The 17,350-nt window shown below is 37.7% G+C and carries 9 protein-coding genes; 2 read left to right on the top strand and 7 right to left on the bottom strand.

Annotated features, from left to right (window positions below; all coding sequences use genetic code 11):
* The first annotated feature begins 307 nt into the window (after positions 1 to 307).
* Positions 308 to 2,467 (top strand): putative Ig domain-containing protein, encoded by a 2,160-nt coding sequence (locus tag H4J66_RS11165; RefSeq protein WP_182174464.1) that lies wholly within the window; start codon positions 308 to 310, stop codon positions 2,465 to 2,467.
* A 328-nt stretch (positions 2,468 to 2,795) separates the two neighbouring features.
* Here H4J66_RS11165 and H4J66_RS11160 read toward each other — a convergent pair whose 3' ends face one another.
* The 3 genes from H4J66_RS11160 to katG all read right to left on the bottom strand — a co-directional run bounded on the left by H4J66_RS11160 (position 2,796) and on the right by katG (position 8,001).
* On the bottom strand, positions 2,796 to 3,557 hold the full coding sequence (locus H4J66_RS11160) for an ABC transporter permease (RefSeq protein ID WP_070374125.1): 762 nt from the start codon (positions 3,555 to 3,557) through the stop codon (positions 2,796 to 2,798).
* A complete protein-coding gene (locus H4J66_RS11155) occupies positions 3,554 to 4,480 on the bottom strand; it encodes an ABC transporter ATP-binding protein (protein WP_182174461.1) in 927 nt (308 codons plus the stop codon). Before H4J66_RS11155 ends, H4J66_RS11160 begins: the two co-directional genes overlap by 4 nt.
* A 1,298-nt stretch (positions 4,481 to 5,778) precedes the next feature.
* Positions 5,779 to 8,001 carry a catalase/peroxidase HPI gene (gene katG, locus H4J66_RS11150; RefSeq protein ID WP_182174458.1) on the bottom strand — a complete coding sequence of 741 codons (2,223 nt, stop codon included), beginning with the start codon at positions 7,999 to 8,001 and terminating at the stop codon, positions 5,779 to 5,781.
* A 770-nt stretch (positions 8,002 to 8,771) separates the two neighbouring features.
* Between katG and H4J66_RS11145 the strand changes: the two genes are divergently transcribed.
* Entirely contained in the window at positions 8,772 to 9,950 is a 1,179-nt protein-coding gene (locus H4J66_RS11145; protein WP_182174455.1) for a multidrug effflux MFS transporter, read from the top strand.
* A gap of 215 nt (positions 9,951 to 10,165) precedes the next feature.
* Here the strand turns inward: H4J66_RS11145 and H4J66_RS11140 are convergent, their stop codons facing one another.
* The 4 genes from H4J66_RS11140 to H4J66_RS11125 all read right to left on the bottom strand — a co-directional run bounded on the left by H4J66_RS11140 (position 10,166) and on the right by H4J66_RS11125 (position 17,323).
* Positions 10,166 to 13,768, bottom strand: a complete 3,603-nt coding sequence (locus H4J66_RS11140) for a response regulator (protein WP_182174452.1) — start codon at positions 13,766 to 13,768, stop codon at positions 10,166 to 10,168.
* Positions 13,769 to 14,116: 348 nt separating this feature from the next.
* Complete coding sequence (locus H4J66_RS11135) at positions 14,117 to 14,695, bottom strand: DNA-J related domain-containing protein (RefSeq protein ID WP_182174449.1); 579 nt, start codon at positions 14,693 to 14,695, stop codon at positions 14,117 to 14,119.
* Positions 14,696 to 15,112: 417 nt separating this feature from the next.
* A complete protein-coding gene (locus H4J66_RS11130) occupies positions 15,113 to 16,060 on the bottom strand; it encodes a class I SAM-dependent methyltransferase (RefSeq protein WP_182174446.1) in 948 nt (315 codons plus the stop codon).
* Positions 16,061 to 16,537: 477 nt separating this feature from the next.
* Positions 16,538 to 17,323 (bottom strand): ABC transporter substrate-binding protein, encoded by a 786-nt coding sequence (locus H4J66_RS11125; protein ID WP_182174443.1) that lies wholly within the window; start codon positions 17,321 to 17,323, stop codon positions 16,538 to 16,540.
* Positions 17,324 to 17,350 lie beyond the last annotated feature (27 nt).

Raw genomic sequence — 17,350 nt, 5'->3', positions numbered from 1 at the left:
AAATTTAATGAAAACCCACTTGACCATGAAATTAGGGACGACTCACCGTTTCCTGATTGTTTGTATCACTTTTTACTGTAGTTTATTTTTGGCTTTTCTACGATTAATCTCAGTTAAATTTAACTAGAAATGCATCATAAAATAATAAAAGAAGAACAAGTTTGGCAATTTAATTAGCCAAGTAAGTACCTTCAACTAAGCAGCACGGCACTATATACAAACCAAAGTATAATGACACAAGCTTGGTTTTATATTGCAAATTCTGCAAATAATCAAATGACAATTGAACAGTTTATAGGGGATCTAAATGACTAATATAAAAAATAAAAAAAGCTTCAACAAAAACATAATCGTCCTAAGCCTAGGTTTAGCTTTATCTGCATGTGGGGGAAGTTCAAGCGATGACAAAGTTGCTGACGTTATAGAAGTTAACTCCGCACCAACTATTAGCAGCACAGCCGTCACAACAATTGAATCAGGTTCCACTTACAGCTACTCACTAGTCGCTGCCGATGCCGATGGTGACACTTTAACAATGTCAGCCACAAATCTACCCGCTTGGCTAACGTTTGATAGTGCAACCGGAAGCTTAACGGGTACGCCAGCAGATAGTGATGTCGGAGATACAGCAATTACTTTAACCGTAAGTGATGGCACTGATGAAATTACTCAATCGTTTACTGTTTCCGTTACTGTTGCAGCACAAGCTAACAATGCTGCTGTTATTACAAGTACTGGCGTTACAAGTGCTACTGTTGGTGAGTCATACTCCTACACACTTATGGCAACCGATGCTGACAGCGATACATTGACAATGTCAACGACCGTCCCAGGCGCGCTTTCTTGGTTAACGTTTGATGACAGTACAGGCATATTGTCAGGCATACCTGCATCGGGTGATGTTGCTGCTACAGAGATCACCTTAACAGTGAATGATGGCACTGTAGATACAATGCAAACCTTTACCATTACCGTTGCTGACGCTGCAGTTGAAAACACACGTAATATGGTTGCTTTTGAAGGTGCTGCAGAGACCTATGCTTTCAATAATTTTGATGGCGGCATGTCAACTGTGATGACTAATCCACAAGCAATGGGCATAAATACCAGCAACCAAGTCGTAGAAATGAAAAAATTGGCTGGACAACCTTGGGGAGGCAGTACATTAACTTTACCTACTGCATTAACCTTGGCTGCGGAAGATAACACCTTCACAATGAAAGTTTGGTCGGCGCGTGCAGTACCTGTGTTATTTAAACTTGAAGGCATTAATAAAGAAATATCAATGGATCATGCCGGCACTGGCTGGGAAAATCTTAGTTACGATTTTGCAGATGATGTAACCGGCGCTTTAGACAGCGTTACGGTAATATTTGATTTAGGCACTATGGGTGACGCAGAAGGAAACGCGGCAGATTGGACCTTTTATTATGACGAAATAACAACACCTGCAACCGCTGAAGAAGAAGTCGTAGGTGATGGCTCTACAAGTACCACTGATTTTGAAGCCGCCCCACAAAGTTACACCTTTAATGATTTTGATGGAGGAGCAGCTGTTGTGCTAGCCAACCCAGATGCAACGGGTATTAATACCAGCGCTCAAGTGGGTCAAATGACTAAATCTGCGGGTCAAACTTGGGGTGGCTCAACCATGACATTGACTACACCGGCGGCAATTCCAGCTAATAGCATGATTACCATGAAAGTTTGGGCTTCTCGTGCTGTACCTGTATTAGTTAAATTTGACGATATGGATGCAGAAAGAACAGCAAACCATACCGGTTCAGGATGGGAAGAGTTGAACTTTGATTTTACTGGCGCAACCAGTACAAGTGAAACCAGACTGACACTAATTTTTGATAATGGCGTGATGGGCGATTCCGCGAGCGATGCCGCTAACTGGACTTTCTACTTTGATGATTTTACCACCCCAGCTGCTGAAGAAGTCTCTGAAGGTAACTTTGTTGCTGTAGGAACTCCATATGACTTTGAAGCCACAGGTTTAGGCAGTGATTTTGTTTGGGCGGTATTTGAAAATGATGATAACCCTGCACTCGAATTTGTTGCTAACCCTGCTTCATCGACAGTGAATGACTCAGCAACAGTTGCTATGTTTACCGCTAGAATGACAGGTCAGCCATGGGCTGGTACTGAAACAACGGCGGCCAATACCACACCCTTTACGATGGACGCAACCAATAGCATTGTTAAAATAATGGTTTATAAGTCTGTTATCAGTGATGTGGCATTAAAGTTCTCTGTAGGCGCTGCGGCAAAAGCAGAAATCAAGGTTCCTAATACTAAAATCAATGAATGGGAAGAGCTTACTTTTGACTTTTCTAGCCGTATTGGTATGGCTGAAACCATTAATATTGACTCGGTGATAGTTTTCCCTGAATTTACTGACGGCAGAGCTGCCGATACCGTAAGCTATTTTGATAATATTACTTTCGGTCATAATAAATAGTGTTGATTAAAAATAAAACTTAGCTTGTATTTTAATTAGCTAAGTTTTACATTAATTTTTAGTAAAATAAAAAGGGTTCTGGTTTACGTTACTAAGCCCTTTTATCTCATTTTAATAGACTTATTTGAATAAGCGGAGAGGTTTTATGAAAATATCAAAAATGTTACTCAAGAGTGAACTCGTGTTGAATATAGGATTTGGCTTAAGCGTATTGTTAATTGGCAAAGTAACCCTATATTTTATTGGCTAAACAAAGCACTAAAGGTCGTACATAATGGACAAAACCTTTAGTAACTTTTGATTAAATAGCGTAAACAGCCTATCTCTATTATTGTTTTATCTGATAACCACTTTTAAATATCCAAGTAACCGCTAATAAACAAAAAGCTAAAAAGCCACTCATCACAAAAAAGCTTGTTAGTAAACTTACGTCAGCCACTTCATAAAAACTCCATCGAAAGCCACTAATCAAATAAAAAACCGGGTTAAATTGCGTTACGGTTTGCCAAAACGGCGGCAACATACTGACAGAATAAAAAGTACCTCCTAAGAAAACCAAAGGCGTAATAACAATAAGTGGGATCACTTGTAGTTTCTCAAAATTATCTGCCCAGATGCCAATAATAAAACCAAATAAACTAAAGGTTATAGCGGTCATCACTAAAAAGAACAACATCCAAAATGGATGGGCTATTTCCAGAGGCACAAAGAAATGCGCTGTTGCGAGAATAATCAATGCTAGCAAAATGGATTTTGTCGCTGCCGCACCGACATAACCGAGCAGCACCTCAAAGGAAGATACCGGCGCAGAAAGTAGTTCATAAATAGTGCCGGTAAATTTAGGAAAATAAATACCAAATGAGGCGTTGGAAATACTTTGTGTTAATAACGAGAGCATAATTAATCCAGGTACAATAAAAGCACCGTAGCTCACACCATCTATTTCAGTAATTCGAGAGCCAATGGCAGAACCAAAAACAACAAAATAAAGTGACGTCGAAATCACTGGAGAAATAATACTTTGAAAAATAGTACGTTTAGTCCTGGCCATTTCAAACTTGTAAATAGCCGCAACAGCATAACGATTCATGTTTTTTCCCTTACTAATGAAACAAATATATCTTCTAACGAACTTTGATCTGTTTTAATATCTTTAAAAGCAATACCTGCTAATGACAATTGTTGAAGCAAAGCAGATATTCCTGTGTGTTCATTGGTGGTGTCATAACTATAAATTAATTGCATCCCTTGATTTTGTAGCTGCAAATTAAAGTCAGTCAATTGCGCAGGCATTTCACTTAATGGTTCTTTTAAATCGAGGATCAATTGCTTTTTACCCAATTGGTTCATTAACGCTATTTTATCTTCCACTAAAATGAGTTGGCCATTTTTAATCACACCAATACGGTCGGCTATTTCCTCAGCCTCTTCAATATAATGTGTCGTTAAAATAATGGTGACACCGTCGTTGCGTAATTCTCTAACCAGTTGCCACATATCTTTGCGCAGCTCTACATCAACACCTGCGGTTGGTTCATCTAAAAACAAAATAGCAGGTTCATGAGAGAGCGCTTTAGCTATCATCACTCGTCGTTTCATACCACCGGATAACTCAATCATCTTGTTATCTTTTTTATCCCATAGTGATAATGATTTTAGCGTTTTTTCTATAAAAGCTGGATTCGGTTTTTTGCCAAATAAACCTCGACTAAATGAAACTGTTGTCCATACAGTTTCAAAGGCGTCAGTGGTTAACTCTTGTGGAACTAAGCCAATAAGACTTCGTGTATGTCGGTAACCGGTAACGATATCTTTACCGTCAACGGTGATTTGCCCAGAAGTGGCATCAACAATGCCACAAATAGCGCTGATCAGTGTAGTTTTACCTGCGCCGTTTGGTCCTAGCAAGGCAAAGATTTCAGCAGGTTTTATTGATAAATTAATATTATTAAGTGCTTGAAAACCACCCGCATATACTTTGTTAACATCTGTGATTTGAATAATGGGTTGCAAGGTTATTTCTCATCAGTATTTGAATACTACTAAGGTATACGAGATACCCTATTGATGGCTAGGAAAATCAATAAATTAGTTGCCCTGTTTTTGTATTAGCTGTATTTAGGTCTTATTTGGCATAGCTAATTTCAATCGTTTTTTAGATGCTACCCTAAAACGGGTTAAATAAAGTAAAATTTATCATCATTGATTAACGTATCTGTAATCTTTATTTTATGCACTATACGGGTATAGAAAAAAAAACAAGTAACTGTCTTGGTTTCTTGAACATCGCAATAAACGGGTTTCACCCGTGATAAAGTGTCCGCCATTGATTACAATAATTTGAACAGGACTATTACCCTTTGCCTGTTCTAAACCCGCAGAATAAGTAGCTAAACAAACCGTTATCGAAGAAAAGGAACCTGTCTTTGAGACCTATAATGCAGAAGAGTTCTTTAGAAAAACCTCAGTCTCTTGCTTCTCAATTAATCCTGATGCCTGTGCAATTTTGATCAGTAATGATAAAACTGGTATTTTTAATGCCTAATATAAGCCACTTAATAGCTCAACCCCAATACAATTAACTCAGTGTACAGTTGTCTCTGTTTTTGGAGTAAGTTGGTTTCCTAAAGACGACAGAATTATTTATACCGCAGACAGGTGCGATGACGAATTAGATCACTTATATGTAAGAGAGTTATTAAGCAACATAACCGAATTTATCCCAGATAAAGATTTAAAAGCTTATTTTTTTGTTTAGCATTAAGATAATAAACAGTTTATTGTTGCCTATAATAAAAGGGGCCCTAAGTTTTTTGACGCAGACCGTTATCAAAATGATGATTATTCAACGAAACTTATTTATTAAAATGGTGCCCGCTATTCTGTCGAAAGTATTAGCCCAAAGGATCAATATATTGCTTTAAGCAAAACGAATAGTAAAGCAGACGAATATAAACAGGCTTATGCTTATTATATAAAAGCAAAAACATAAGCACTAAACTACTCTGCACATTGGGACGTTAGTTTCACTTACTTTTCCAAAAATGGCTGTTGTCAAGTCACTGGTGTTAATGCCGATGCACAAACTAAAATAGAAATTATTGATCTAAAGATAAAGCAACCGTTAACACTTCCTAAATCACCCTGTGGCTATTTACGTGACGTCAACTTTTCAGCTGATGCTAGTCTCGTTATTCTTTATATTAAAGCGGTCTAGTTGCATCAATTAACCCTGTTTTGAATGAGATGTTATTGCCAAAAAAAGCTAATACACCCTTGGGCGTATTAGCGATATAGTTCAAAGAACAAGCTTACTTTAAATCAAAGCGGTCTAGTTGCATCACTTTAACCCAGGCTTTAATAAAGTCATTAATAAACTTTTTGTCAGCATCATCTGAGGCATACACTTCGGCAATGGCTCTTAATTCAGAGCTCGAGCCAAAGATAAGATCAACCGGTGTCGCTTGCCACTTTACCTTGCCTGAAGCGCGGTCAGCACCGATATAAACTCCAGCTGTAGATTCATCTTTAGTCCACACGGTAGACATATCTAATAAATTTACAAAGAAATCATTCGTTAACACACCAGGGGTATTTGTAAACACCCCAAAAGATGAACCGTCATAGTTTGCATCAAGTGCTCGCATACCGCCAACCAATACTGTCATTTCAGGGACATTTAAACCAAGAGAATTGGCTTTATCTACTAACATCTCTGTTGGCGATAGGTAACTTTCATCCGTATAAAAATTACGAAAGCCATCCGCTTTAGGTGCTAAATAATTAAATGATTTAACATCAGTTTGTGCTTGTGTTGCATCAGCACGGCCTGGCATAAAGGGCACAGCTACTGTTGTACCTGCTTTTTTGGCTGCACTTTCAATAGCTGCTGTGCCACCTAATACGATTAAGTCTGCTAGTGATACTTGCCTTATAGCCGATTGCTTATTGTATTTGGCTTGAATAACTTCAAGTGTTGTTAATACTTTATTAAGTTCAGCAGGATTATTAACCGTCCAACTATTTTGTGGCTCTAGTTTAATGCGAGCACCATTAGCACCGCCGCGCATATCCGTAACACGATGACTCGACGCTGAAGCCCAAGCCGTTCTCACTAACTCAGCAGTGGTTAAACCTGACTGTGTTATTTGCTTTTTCAGCTCAGCAATATCTTGCTTGGTAACCATTTGATAGTTGACAGCAGGAATAGGGTCTTGCCATGTTAGTACTTCACTGGGCACTTCACTGCCTACGTATCTTGCACGAGGCCCCATATCACGATGTGTTAATTTAAACCAAGCTCGAGCAAAAGCTTTTTCAAATGCTTCAGGCTCTGCTCTAAAACGTTCAACAATTTTACGAAACTCAGGGTCTTCTTTTAAAGCAATATCAGTAGTAAACATAATGGGTGCATTACGTTTATTAGGGATATGGGCATCAGGTACTAAGTTGACCGCAGCTTTATTTTCAGGTGTCCACTGTTTAGCTCCAGCAGGACTTTTCGTTAGAACCCAAGTGAAGTTCATTAGGTTGTCTAAGTAATTCGTCGACCATTGTGTTGGTGTCGTTGTCCAAGCACCTTCTAAGCCGCTGGTTATGGTATCTGCGCCAACACCGCTGTCACATTTGTTTTTCCAGCCTAAACCCTGTGCTTCAATATCAGCTGCTGCCGGCTCTGCACCAACACAATCACTGGGTTTTTTCGCTCCATGTGCCTTACCAAAAGTATGACCACCAGCACTTAAAGCAACAATTTCTTCATCATTCATCGCCATGCGACCAAATGACATTCTGATGTCTTGAGCAGCTAAGAGTGGATCAGGTTTACCATGAGGGCCTTCTGGATTAACATAAATCAAACCCATTTCTACTGCAGCAAGAGGGCCTTTCAATTTACCCTTTTTATCGCGACGATTATCCGTAAGCATGGTTGTTTCAGATCCCCAATAAACTAAATCAGGTTCCCAGTCATCCGCTCTGCCACCAGCAAAACCAAAGGTTTTAAAGCCCATAGACTCTAGCGCTACATTGCCCGAAAGCACCATTAAATCAGCCCAAGAAATTTTACGACCATATTTTTGTTTAACCGGCCATAATAATCGACGCGCTTTATCTAAGTTAGCATTATCAGGCCAACTATTAAGGGGTTCAAAACGTTGTTGCCCACCTGACGAACCGCCACGCCCGTCATGTACTCTATACACACCAGCACTGTGCCATGCCATGCGGATCATTAATGGGCCGTAATGCCCCCAATCTGCAGGCCACCAAGATTTTGAGTCAGTCAGTGTGGTTTGAATATCTTTTTTAAGTTGGGTTAAATCAAGACTGGCAAATTCTTCAGCATAATTGAATTGTTCGCCGTATGGATTAGATTCAGCGCTATGCTGGCGTAAGGGGCTAAGATTTAACATATCTGGCCACCAAAACTGATTGGTTTTTGCTTCATTGGCCGCGAATGCCGTTGTAGGTATTACCATTGCAGATAAAGCAACAGAGATTGCCGCAGCAATCGGAAGGGTTTTCTTAAACATGTGCAGTCCTTTTTATAATAATGGGTTTATAAAACTTCATCGTTAGCATAAGAAGAATAAGGAGAATTGAATAGTTGATTAAATTGAAGATAATGTTCTATTTTACATAATGAATGGTTTAATATTTTCAATTAAAAATTGTTGAAGGCCCATCACATCTACTTGATGAAAAGGTACGCGGCGGTGAAATTGATGCCTCTATCCTTGCATTACCCTGCCCTACTAACCTATTGAAGGATTTATGAGTTTCAATTTTTGCCAAGAATACTTTTATTGGGGCTGTCATAAGGATGAGTGTCCAAAAAAGTACCGAAAATTACCAGTGCAGCGTTAAAAATTGATAAGCTGATGTTGTTAAAAGCAGGCCATTGCTTAAAAGATCATGCCTTACCAGCTTGCAGCCTTTAAACAAAAAGCAAGACACTGATGTTGATTTGCAAGTCCTCATACTTTGATACCTATGGTTGCAGGAAAACTTGGCACAACACTTGTGCCACAGATAGCCTTAGACCCATTGACCTACAACGAGTCAGCGCTTCGGGCGATTCATTGAAATGAACCCGGGCCAAACCACACCATTGCCCAAGTCATTAGACTGAGCTATGTCAGAATCAATGAATTAACTCTACTTAAAGATATTTTCACCAAACAATTAACTAACAAGTATAGTTAAAGCGAAATGCTGTTTAGTTTCATTAAATTAACAATAATTCGCTTCTGCTGATAACGCCAATATCTTATACTAGGCAGTCATCATTATTGAGACTAAAATGACAAACAAACAACTTTTACCACTACTAATTTTAATGGTTATTTTTAGCCCCTTAGCCATAGATATATTTTTACCCGCTTTACCCATTATGGCTGAAGAGCTTATTGTTCCCATGAAGGAAATTCAATGGAGCATAACGATATTTATTTTAAGCATGGGCTTTGGTCAACTAATAAGTGGCCCACTCGCCGATAGATATGGTCGTCGTCCCGTTGCTATGGCTGGTATAATAATTTATGGCTTGGCTTCTCTTCTATGTGCTTATGCAGATAACTTAACCTTTTTTCTCCTCAGCCGTTTAGTACAAGGCTTTGGTGCTTGCGCCATTGTTGTAGCCGCCTTTGCCAGTGTTCGTGATAAATATAACGCAATAGAAAGTGGCGTGATGTACTCTTATTTGAACAGTGCTATATGTTGTATTCCTGCGCTTGCACCATTGCTGGGAAATGTTTTAACCGAGTATTTTGGCTGGCGAAGTAACTTTCAATTTATGACAGGGTATGCTGTTTTTGCCGGTTTAATTTTGTTTTTTACCCTCAAAGAAACCAGGCCCACGCATACCATCCCCTCTAAAAACCTTATCAGCTTGGGGCATTTTATTACGGTAGCGAAACACCCTGTCTTTCTTTTTAATGCGTTGGTCGTAATGTTATCAATGGCAATTATTATTGCTTATGTAACGAGTTCTCCTGCTTGGTTAATGGTGCGATTGGGGTTAGATCAACAGAGCTTTGTTTATTGGTTTAGTCTCAATGCTGTCATTAATATTGTCGCTTGTTTTTTGGCTCCTCAGGTTTTAGTTAAATTTGGTGCGCGGGTAACCATAGGTTTTGGTATGGTTTTGCTGATTGTCGCCGGATTGTTAATGTTAACGTTATTAACTTGGCAAACGCCTGAAGCTTTTATGTTGCCGATAATGATCAGTTCACTTGGTTTTTCATTACTGATGGGAGCTTGTGCAGGACAAGCTCTAGCACCTTTTGGTGAAAAAGCAGGTTCAGCTTCAGCGCTGCTAGGATTTGTACAAATGAGTGGTTCAGCAGTTATTGTTTATTTATTACAACTATTGCCACTCAATGAAGCGGAGCAATTGGTGTTATTAATGTTGTCAATAATTCCAGTGTATTTCATCTGGAAGTTGCCTCAAGTAAAAGCCCGTATCATGTTAGATAGTTAGCAATTGGTGGTGATATTTGATTTATTACCACGATTGCCACTAAATTGAGATAATGACGATATACGTGACTTAAGACTCTGACACAAAAAGCTTTACTCGCTGACAAGTATTGTATTTTGGGTCAATATCAACATTTCACAGGTTCGATTAATTTTGGCTTTGATAAATATAACTTAAGCTTTTTTCTTATTTTTAACTACTTGCATAACGAACGCTTAATATTTGGGTAGCCAGCGTTTTAACGCCTCTTGTAGCTTGTTAGGGTTCACAGGTTTAGCAATAAAGTCGTCCATTCCTGCGGTTAAGCACTTCTCTCGGTCACCTTGCATTGAATTGGCAGTCATGGCGATTATTGGAATATTGCTATTAAGTACCTTAGATTGAGGAAGACGAATTTTTTTAGTCGCTTCATAGCCATCCATTACTGGCATTTGACAATCCATAAAGACTAAATCAAAAGGGAAGTTTTGTAACGAGTTTAGTGCTTCTTCACCGTTAGCCGCTAGGTCGACTTGCACACCAAATTTTCTCAACAGACCTTGTGCGACCCTTTGATTGATAGCATTATCTTCTACAACAAGAACCCTTGCTTTGAACTGCGGAAGTGCACGAGCGCTAAACGCTGTGATCAAAGGTTGTTGGGCATTAACGCCAGCAATGGTCATTAAGGTATTGTAGAGAATCGACTGATCAACAGGTTTGTTTAGATATCCGTTAAAGCCAGCCGCTTTTAATCTTTCAACATCGCCACGTTGCCCTTGTGAGGTCAACATTAATAAACGAGTCGTTGAAAAAATATCGCTATCGGCTTTAATCTTAGTTGCTAGTTGAAACCCATCCATTTCAGGCATTTGCATATCCAAAATAGCAATATGGTAAGGAGATCCTTGTATTCTAGCTTGGGTGAGTTTTTCTAATGCCTCATCGCCACTATTTACTAGGGTATGCTCGACTTGCCACTTGGTCAGTAATAAACCTAATAAAGTCCGGTTAGTTAAATTATCATCAACCACCAGTATCTTTTGATTCTGTAAATTGTCATAAATTTTCTTGGGTCGCATGTTATCAGCATTAGCAATATTTATACTAAACCAAAAGGTAGAACCTTCTCCATCAACACTTTTCAGGCCTATCTCGCCGCCCATCAATTCAACTAATTGTTTACTGATAGATAGCCCCAATCCGGTGCCACCATATTTACGGGTTGTTGAACCATCGGCCTGGCTAAAACGTTCAAATAACTTGTTTTGATCCGCTAACGTTAGACCAATGCCGGTATCAGATACCTCAAAGAGTAATTTAGTGTGCTGCTTGGTCTGCTCTTGTACTTTGCAATAGACTGAAACCTCGCCTTGCTCTGTAAACTTTATCGCATTACCGATAAGATTATTGAGTATTTGACGAATACGCCCAGAGTCTGCAATAAATGACTGAGCGGGTAAAATATTAGCCGGACAAATTAGCTCTAAACCCTTGTTATGCGCTTGAAAAGCGAGACTAGTAGCAAGGTCATGGAGCAATACTTCTAAATCAAATTCAAGTGGTTCAAGCGCTAACATGCCCGCTTCAACTTTTGAATAATCAAGAATATCGTTAATAATACACAGTAATGACTCGGCACTATTTTTTACTGTTTTCGCAAAATTGTGTTGTTCTGGATTTAGAGCCGTATCAAGTAAAAGGTTAGTCATGCCGATGACGCCATTCATCGGTGTACGGATTTCATGACTCATGTTAGCTAAAAAAGCGGTTTTTGATTCATTAGCAACATCCGCTTGTTTTTTGGCTTCAGCTAAGCGAATAATCGTTTCTTTTTGATGGCTAATATCAGTACTGATATAAGTATAACCACTGAGTAATTTATTTTTATCGTAAAGTGGTACAATCGTAGTGTCTACCCAATAGCATTGCCCCTCTTTAGCTTTAATACGCACCTCATTATGCCAATATTTCCCCTTAGAGATCGCCGCAAAAATCTTATGCCAATAATATTTTGACTGGTTATTAGCATTGAGAATACTATGATTTTTACCGATGAGTTCTTTGCGGTTATAGCCAATAATGGCGCAAAACTTATCATTGGCGTAGCTAATAATACCGTTAATATCGATTACAAGGACCAACGAATGTTCATCCATCGCTTGTTTTTGTGCAGCCAAATCTTGTTGGGCGGTAATGCGTTTTTCTTCATTGATCACTCGTGCATCAATTTCTATTTTGAGTTTTTTATTCATACGAAAAAACACTAAAATAATCAAAATGAGCAATGAGACTATCGGTAATGCCCAGAAGAGAATAGTTGATAATTCAGTACCCGATTGAACGTGTACCGATAACCAATTATTTGCGATAGCAGAACGTTTTTTTTCATTCATCGCAGCAAAGGTTTTATTTAAAATAGGAATAAGAGGTTCAAGCCCTTTTCTTACCGCCATCGATAATTCAAGTGTATAAGGGGTAAAGGAGGTAATAATCAGGTCATTAATTTTATTTTTGTTTATTTCATAATTAATCGCGGCAATAGAATCAACAAAGGCATCAATTTCCCCCGACTGTAATTTTTTAAGTCCGTCTTCAACCGATAAAACATCTACAATTTTAATATTGGGGTGATCTCGACTAATCAATTCATTATAAACATAGCCTTTAATTAAACCTAACTTCCTGCCTTGTAATGACGATAAACTTTCAGCATAGAAAGCGTTTTTCTTACTAACAATGACGAGAGAAATTTCGAAGTAGGGTTCAGTAAAATTTAGATATTCAGCTCTTTCTTTTGTATAAAAAATTGAAGACATGACATCAATTTTGCCAAGTTTAAATTCCTCTAGCGCTTCCCCCCAACTCATACCTACTGTTGGTGTTAAATTTATTTGCAGTTGTTGTTTTGCATACAACATGTAATCAGCTGATATTCCGCTATGTTCACCCAATTCATCATTAAATTCAAAAGGAGGGAATGCAGAGTCTATCCCCAAACTAAAAGAATTATTTTGTGACAGCCATTTGTTTTCGTTTTCTGTTAAACTAGCAACGGTTGATGATTTTTGAAAAAAGGGTTTTAAGGTGGGGAGCCACTGTTTTTCTAATTCAATAATTTTATTAACGGGAATGTTTTCAATACCAGCATTAATTTTAGCTAATAATTCAGGTTGACCTTTTGCTATCACCCCAAAGACATTATTAGAAGCAATAATCTCTTCAGAAATAGTGAATACTCCAGTTAAGCCCTTTTTTGCTATTTGTGCAAAGGCACTAGGTAACTCAGCAACAACAGCCTGAACCTCATTATCTAATAACTCCTCGAGAGCATCATCAAAGCTTTTATGCGTTGATTGCTCAAAGCTAGCAAAGTTTTCCTTAAGGTAGGATTCTTGAAAGCTAAAATATTGACTGGTTATCTTAATATCACTTAATTCTCTTAGCTTAGATTTTTTGTCAATTGAGCGATTATAAATGATACCGGTTTGTACATTATGGATAGGTAAGGAAAAATTAGCCCACTGTTGTCGTTGCTGATTCTTAAAAAGCCCAACATGTAAGGTATTCTTTTGTTCGATCAACGCTATACCTTCTTCAAAGGGCAATAGAACAAAACGAATAGGAGTATTGTTAGTTTTAGACCAGAGCTGCCAAAATTCAACATAAAGCCCACTAGGATTGCCATTGGGGAGCTTAAAGCTAAAGGGTAAGTCTTTTTCAGTTGCAACAACGGTAATAACACCTAACGGCTCATTGTCCAGCTCTTGTGAAACTGATGGAAAACTGTGAATAAATGTGAAAGTTAATAACAGGTAAAAGGTAATTCTTAATTTCATATTATTAATTTTTATTCTTCATAGTCGTTAGTATAAGTTAAGTATTTTCTTAAATATCTTACCGGGGAATTAATAAATCTCAGTCAACTCTATTATCCGTAATATATCCATAATAGAGTTGTGTGTTGAAAACACATTTCATTAACTGATTATTAGAAAGCTTATCGTTATACAAGCCCATTTTATCAACAAAACTTAGCACTAAGTCGCTTTAAAATCAAACAGCACTAAGATCCCTCTCCCGCTAAAATGCACGCTTTGGCTGTCTAACGACAGATATTAAAAACTATCTTTGCAATTCTACAATTATCAGTTCCTTAGCGTCGTGTAATATCACCAAGTGTAAAATTAGTCCTTGCGATGATAACACCAACTTAATACCTCATAGGCTAGGCGAATTTCAATAAAATCAGCCGCGCAGCCACCTTTATCGGGATGGGTAATGGCAATTTTCTTTTGATAGGCCCGACGTATCCCAGACCAATCAATATTTTTATCTACCCCTAAAGTCATCAGAGCAGCAGCAACCTTATCCACTGCACGGTAATGTTGCCAAAAACGGGCAAAGAGTGACTCCACTTCTGCAAGGGTAATGTTATTCAAGTTAGACCAGTTTAAATAGTAATGGGCTAGATCAGTATCGCGCATAGCCAAAGTATCTTTGGCCGCAGCGTGATTTCGCACTAAACAAATTTCTAATGGAAAAATAGTCAGTAAAAAACCTTCGTTTTTAATATCTCGTTGGATTTGATAAAGCGCATTCATAACAAAAAAATTCTTTTGAAATATGGCAATTTGAGGATCAACATCCTTTTCTATCAGTAGCAAAAATTCCTGTTGGCAAAGGTTGACTAAATCAATTATGGAACAAGCACTGTTTTGTTTTTTTAAATATCCCAGTATGTTAATAATCAAAGGATTGGTCATAGGTTCATTCCTTGTTGATTTAATACTTTTAAGCCAGTAGAGACATTAAAAATCAATCTTAAACGATTGTCTTGTAATGATAAGTCACCTTAACGGCCAAGCGATCACTCGCGGGTAAGTTTAATAACACACCTGCAATTAAAGATATAAAATATTTTCATCTCTTTTCAAGAAAATAAGTAATAGCTAAAATGCAACATGAAAAAATAATAACTAAAATTAATGATAGCCGCGTTAGACTGATTTGTTGATATGGTGAATAGTATTTATCTACTAGCCAGCTAAAATCCACAAAAATTATTGCATAACTACCTTGTTCGGCAAAGGTCTACAATTTATTATTGTGCAGCAGCAAAGTATTAAATAAGTCATCACCACTCACTTATCAGGGGTGATGACTTGTTGGTATTATCTATCTTAAATTTTTTCGAATACCGTCACTCTTAACTTGCGGTCAACATTATCATCAGGAAAATCACACTCACTGGTAAACCGTTCTGTCATTTTCAAAGTATGACCCGATGATTCAATAATTTCAGCATCTGACTCATCCCACGTTGCATCATAACGATGAAATAAACAAATCAACCAACCGCCCTGGCTTAAAAGCTTTGAACACATACTAACCAATTTAGAAAAATCTTGTCCTTTAGGCTGATGCTCTGCATAAGGTGACTTATAAACAGTTGGTGGTGGATCTAAAATAATGCCTTCGAACTGTTGACCACTTTTTATTGCCTTAGGTAAATGCTTATATATATCACCCTTTATAAAGCTGCGAGTGCCAAATTCCATAGTATTTTTTTCGTAGCTTTTTTCAATACGCGGTAATAACGCTTTCGATCTGTCCAGGTGAATAGCTGCCTTCGCGTTCCCCTTTAAAGCCGCTATACCCAAACTGCCCGTGAATGAAAATAAATTCAATACGCGACGGCCTTCACTATTATTAGCTAACCACTTACGAACGGGACGTGCATCCAGATATAAACCACAATTATGCATCGTGTCGGCAAGCAAACTATAATAGACCCCGTATTCTTTGGTAAATTCTGGCGCATCAGCAATATCGCCATGAAGCGAGAACATTCTATTCTTCAAGCGTAACCCGAGAGTTTGATCACCTTTTGCCATAATAAGCGTGAAGGGAAAACACTGTAATAGTGCATCTTTTATTACATCAAGGTCCTCACGAATATCGTCTTTAAATTCGACCAAGGCCATAGTGCCAAATTTTTCAATAACTACACCCGGCGCTCCTTCGGTGTAACCATGGAAAACACGCCAAGAATCAAATTCATCTGATTCATTTAAGACTTTTCTATCATTCCATGCTTTTTCGATGAGATCGTGCCACTTTATAGTCAAATCTATGTCCTGCCCTTAGGTATATTTCTAGTGTGGATTGTCTATATTTGTTAGATAATAAGTTAACAAAGAACACACTATCGCTTAAAACTTGTCAGCACGAGTTACTTTTAAAGCAGTACATCAAATAAATAAAATAATATAATGCTGCAACACGAGCTTATTTAAGCAATATTATAACTAACCACCGCCTGTCTTAATACTGATATCCCAATAAATCAACCTTGTTTTTAAAAGTTACCCTAATTGAGCCTATTTTGTTTAGGATACTTTTTTGTGGCTAGGATCATCCAATGTTTTATTGAGCACTGCTTGTGATTTAAACTGATTTTAGGCGAACGACCACTAGATAATCAAAAGATAAAAGCCAAAAGACATGTCGTTAATATTAAAAATAAGAACTGCAGTAACTTTTACTTAGAGAGCTTGCAGAGAAGAAGGTACCAGAAAATGAACCGTATTATTGGCTTAACAAAATCACTTCATATATTTTTGCCAAAGTGCTTGGTAACGCCCATCATCTTTTACTTTATCCAATGCATTTTGTAATAGGATAACTGTTTCATCAGATGTTTTTTTACTTAAGGCAAAATAATACTGATATTCCCCTGATAACAGCTGAGTGGCTTCAAAATTATCTATATCAACATTAGGCGTAAGTAATTTTAATCGCCAGGCTAACTCCACCGGACTAAAAGTTACAAAATCAATACGACCTCGAATAATCTTATTTATATTTTGATTTTTACGCGTAACGAAGGCTAAATTATCCCCTTCTTTAAAGCCGTTTTTTATTAGTTTATCAGATGAGGATGAACCTCGCATAACACCCACCATATAGTGTTTAACATCTTCTAATGAGTTCACTTGAATATCTTTTCTAGATATTAATTTATACAACCATATTTCGCGCTGGGCTATAGGCCCAACCCATTTATAAAGTTCTTCTCTGGACGGGTTCCTTACGATATCCAAGATAAGAACATTAGCTTCATTTTCAATAACTTTTAATGCTCTTGCCCAAGGAAGTAATTCAATGTTAGTTTCTTTATTTATTCCTATATCTTTAAGAATCAATTTTACCAATTCCACTGTAAACCCTCGGGGTACATGTTTACCTTCACTTAAGTAATAATTAAACGGCGGGAATGAATCTTCACCTATGATACGAAGCTTTTCTATTGCATGACTTTGAGCGGTAAATAACAGTGTGAATATAATTAAGATAATGCCTAGGCTTGAATTCCTTTCAATATTTTCCATTCTCTAAATTTCCTAATTAAGGTAATA

The sequence above is a fragment of the Colwellia sp. MB3u-55 genome, from assembly GCF_014076785.1.
Lineage (GTDB): Bacteria > Pseudomonadota > Gammaproteobacteria > Enterobacterales > Alteromonadaceae > Colwellia_A.
The sequence above is the reverse complement of the archived record's forward strand: the minus strand, read 5'-3'. Positions and strand labels throughout refer to the sequence as shown.

Excerpts from the sequence above, each read along its gene's own strand:
- H4J66_RS11165 (WP_182174464.1), top strand. The coding sequence starts at position 308 with ATGACTAATATAAAAAATAAAAAAAGCTTCAACAAAAACATAATCGTC.
- H4J66_RS11160 (WP_070374125.1), bottom strand. The coding sequence starts at position 3,557 with ATGAATCGTTATGCTGTTGCGGCTATTTACAAGTTTGAAATGGCCAGG.
- katG (WP_182174458.1), bottom strand. The coding sequence starts at position 8,001 with ATGTTTAAGAAAACCCTTCCGATTGCTGCGGCAATCTCTGTTGCTTTA.
- H4J66_RS11145 (WP_182174455.1), top strand. The coding sequence starts at position 8,772 with ATGACAAACAAACAACTTTTACCACTACTAATTTTAATGGTTATTTTT.
- H4J66_RS11140 (WP_182174452.1), bottom strand. The coding sequence starts at position 13,768 with ATGAAATTAAGAATTACCTTTTACCTGTTATTAACTTTCACATTTATT.
- H4J66_RS11135 (WP_182174449.1), bottom strand. The coding sequence starts at position 14,695 with ATGACCAATCCTTTGATTATTAACATACTGGGATATTTAAAAAAACAA.
- H4J66_RS11125 (WP_182174443.1), bottom strand. The coding sequence starts at position 17,323 with ATGGAAAATATTGAAAGGAATTCAAGCCTAGGCATTATCTTAATTATA.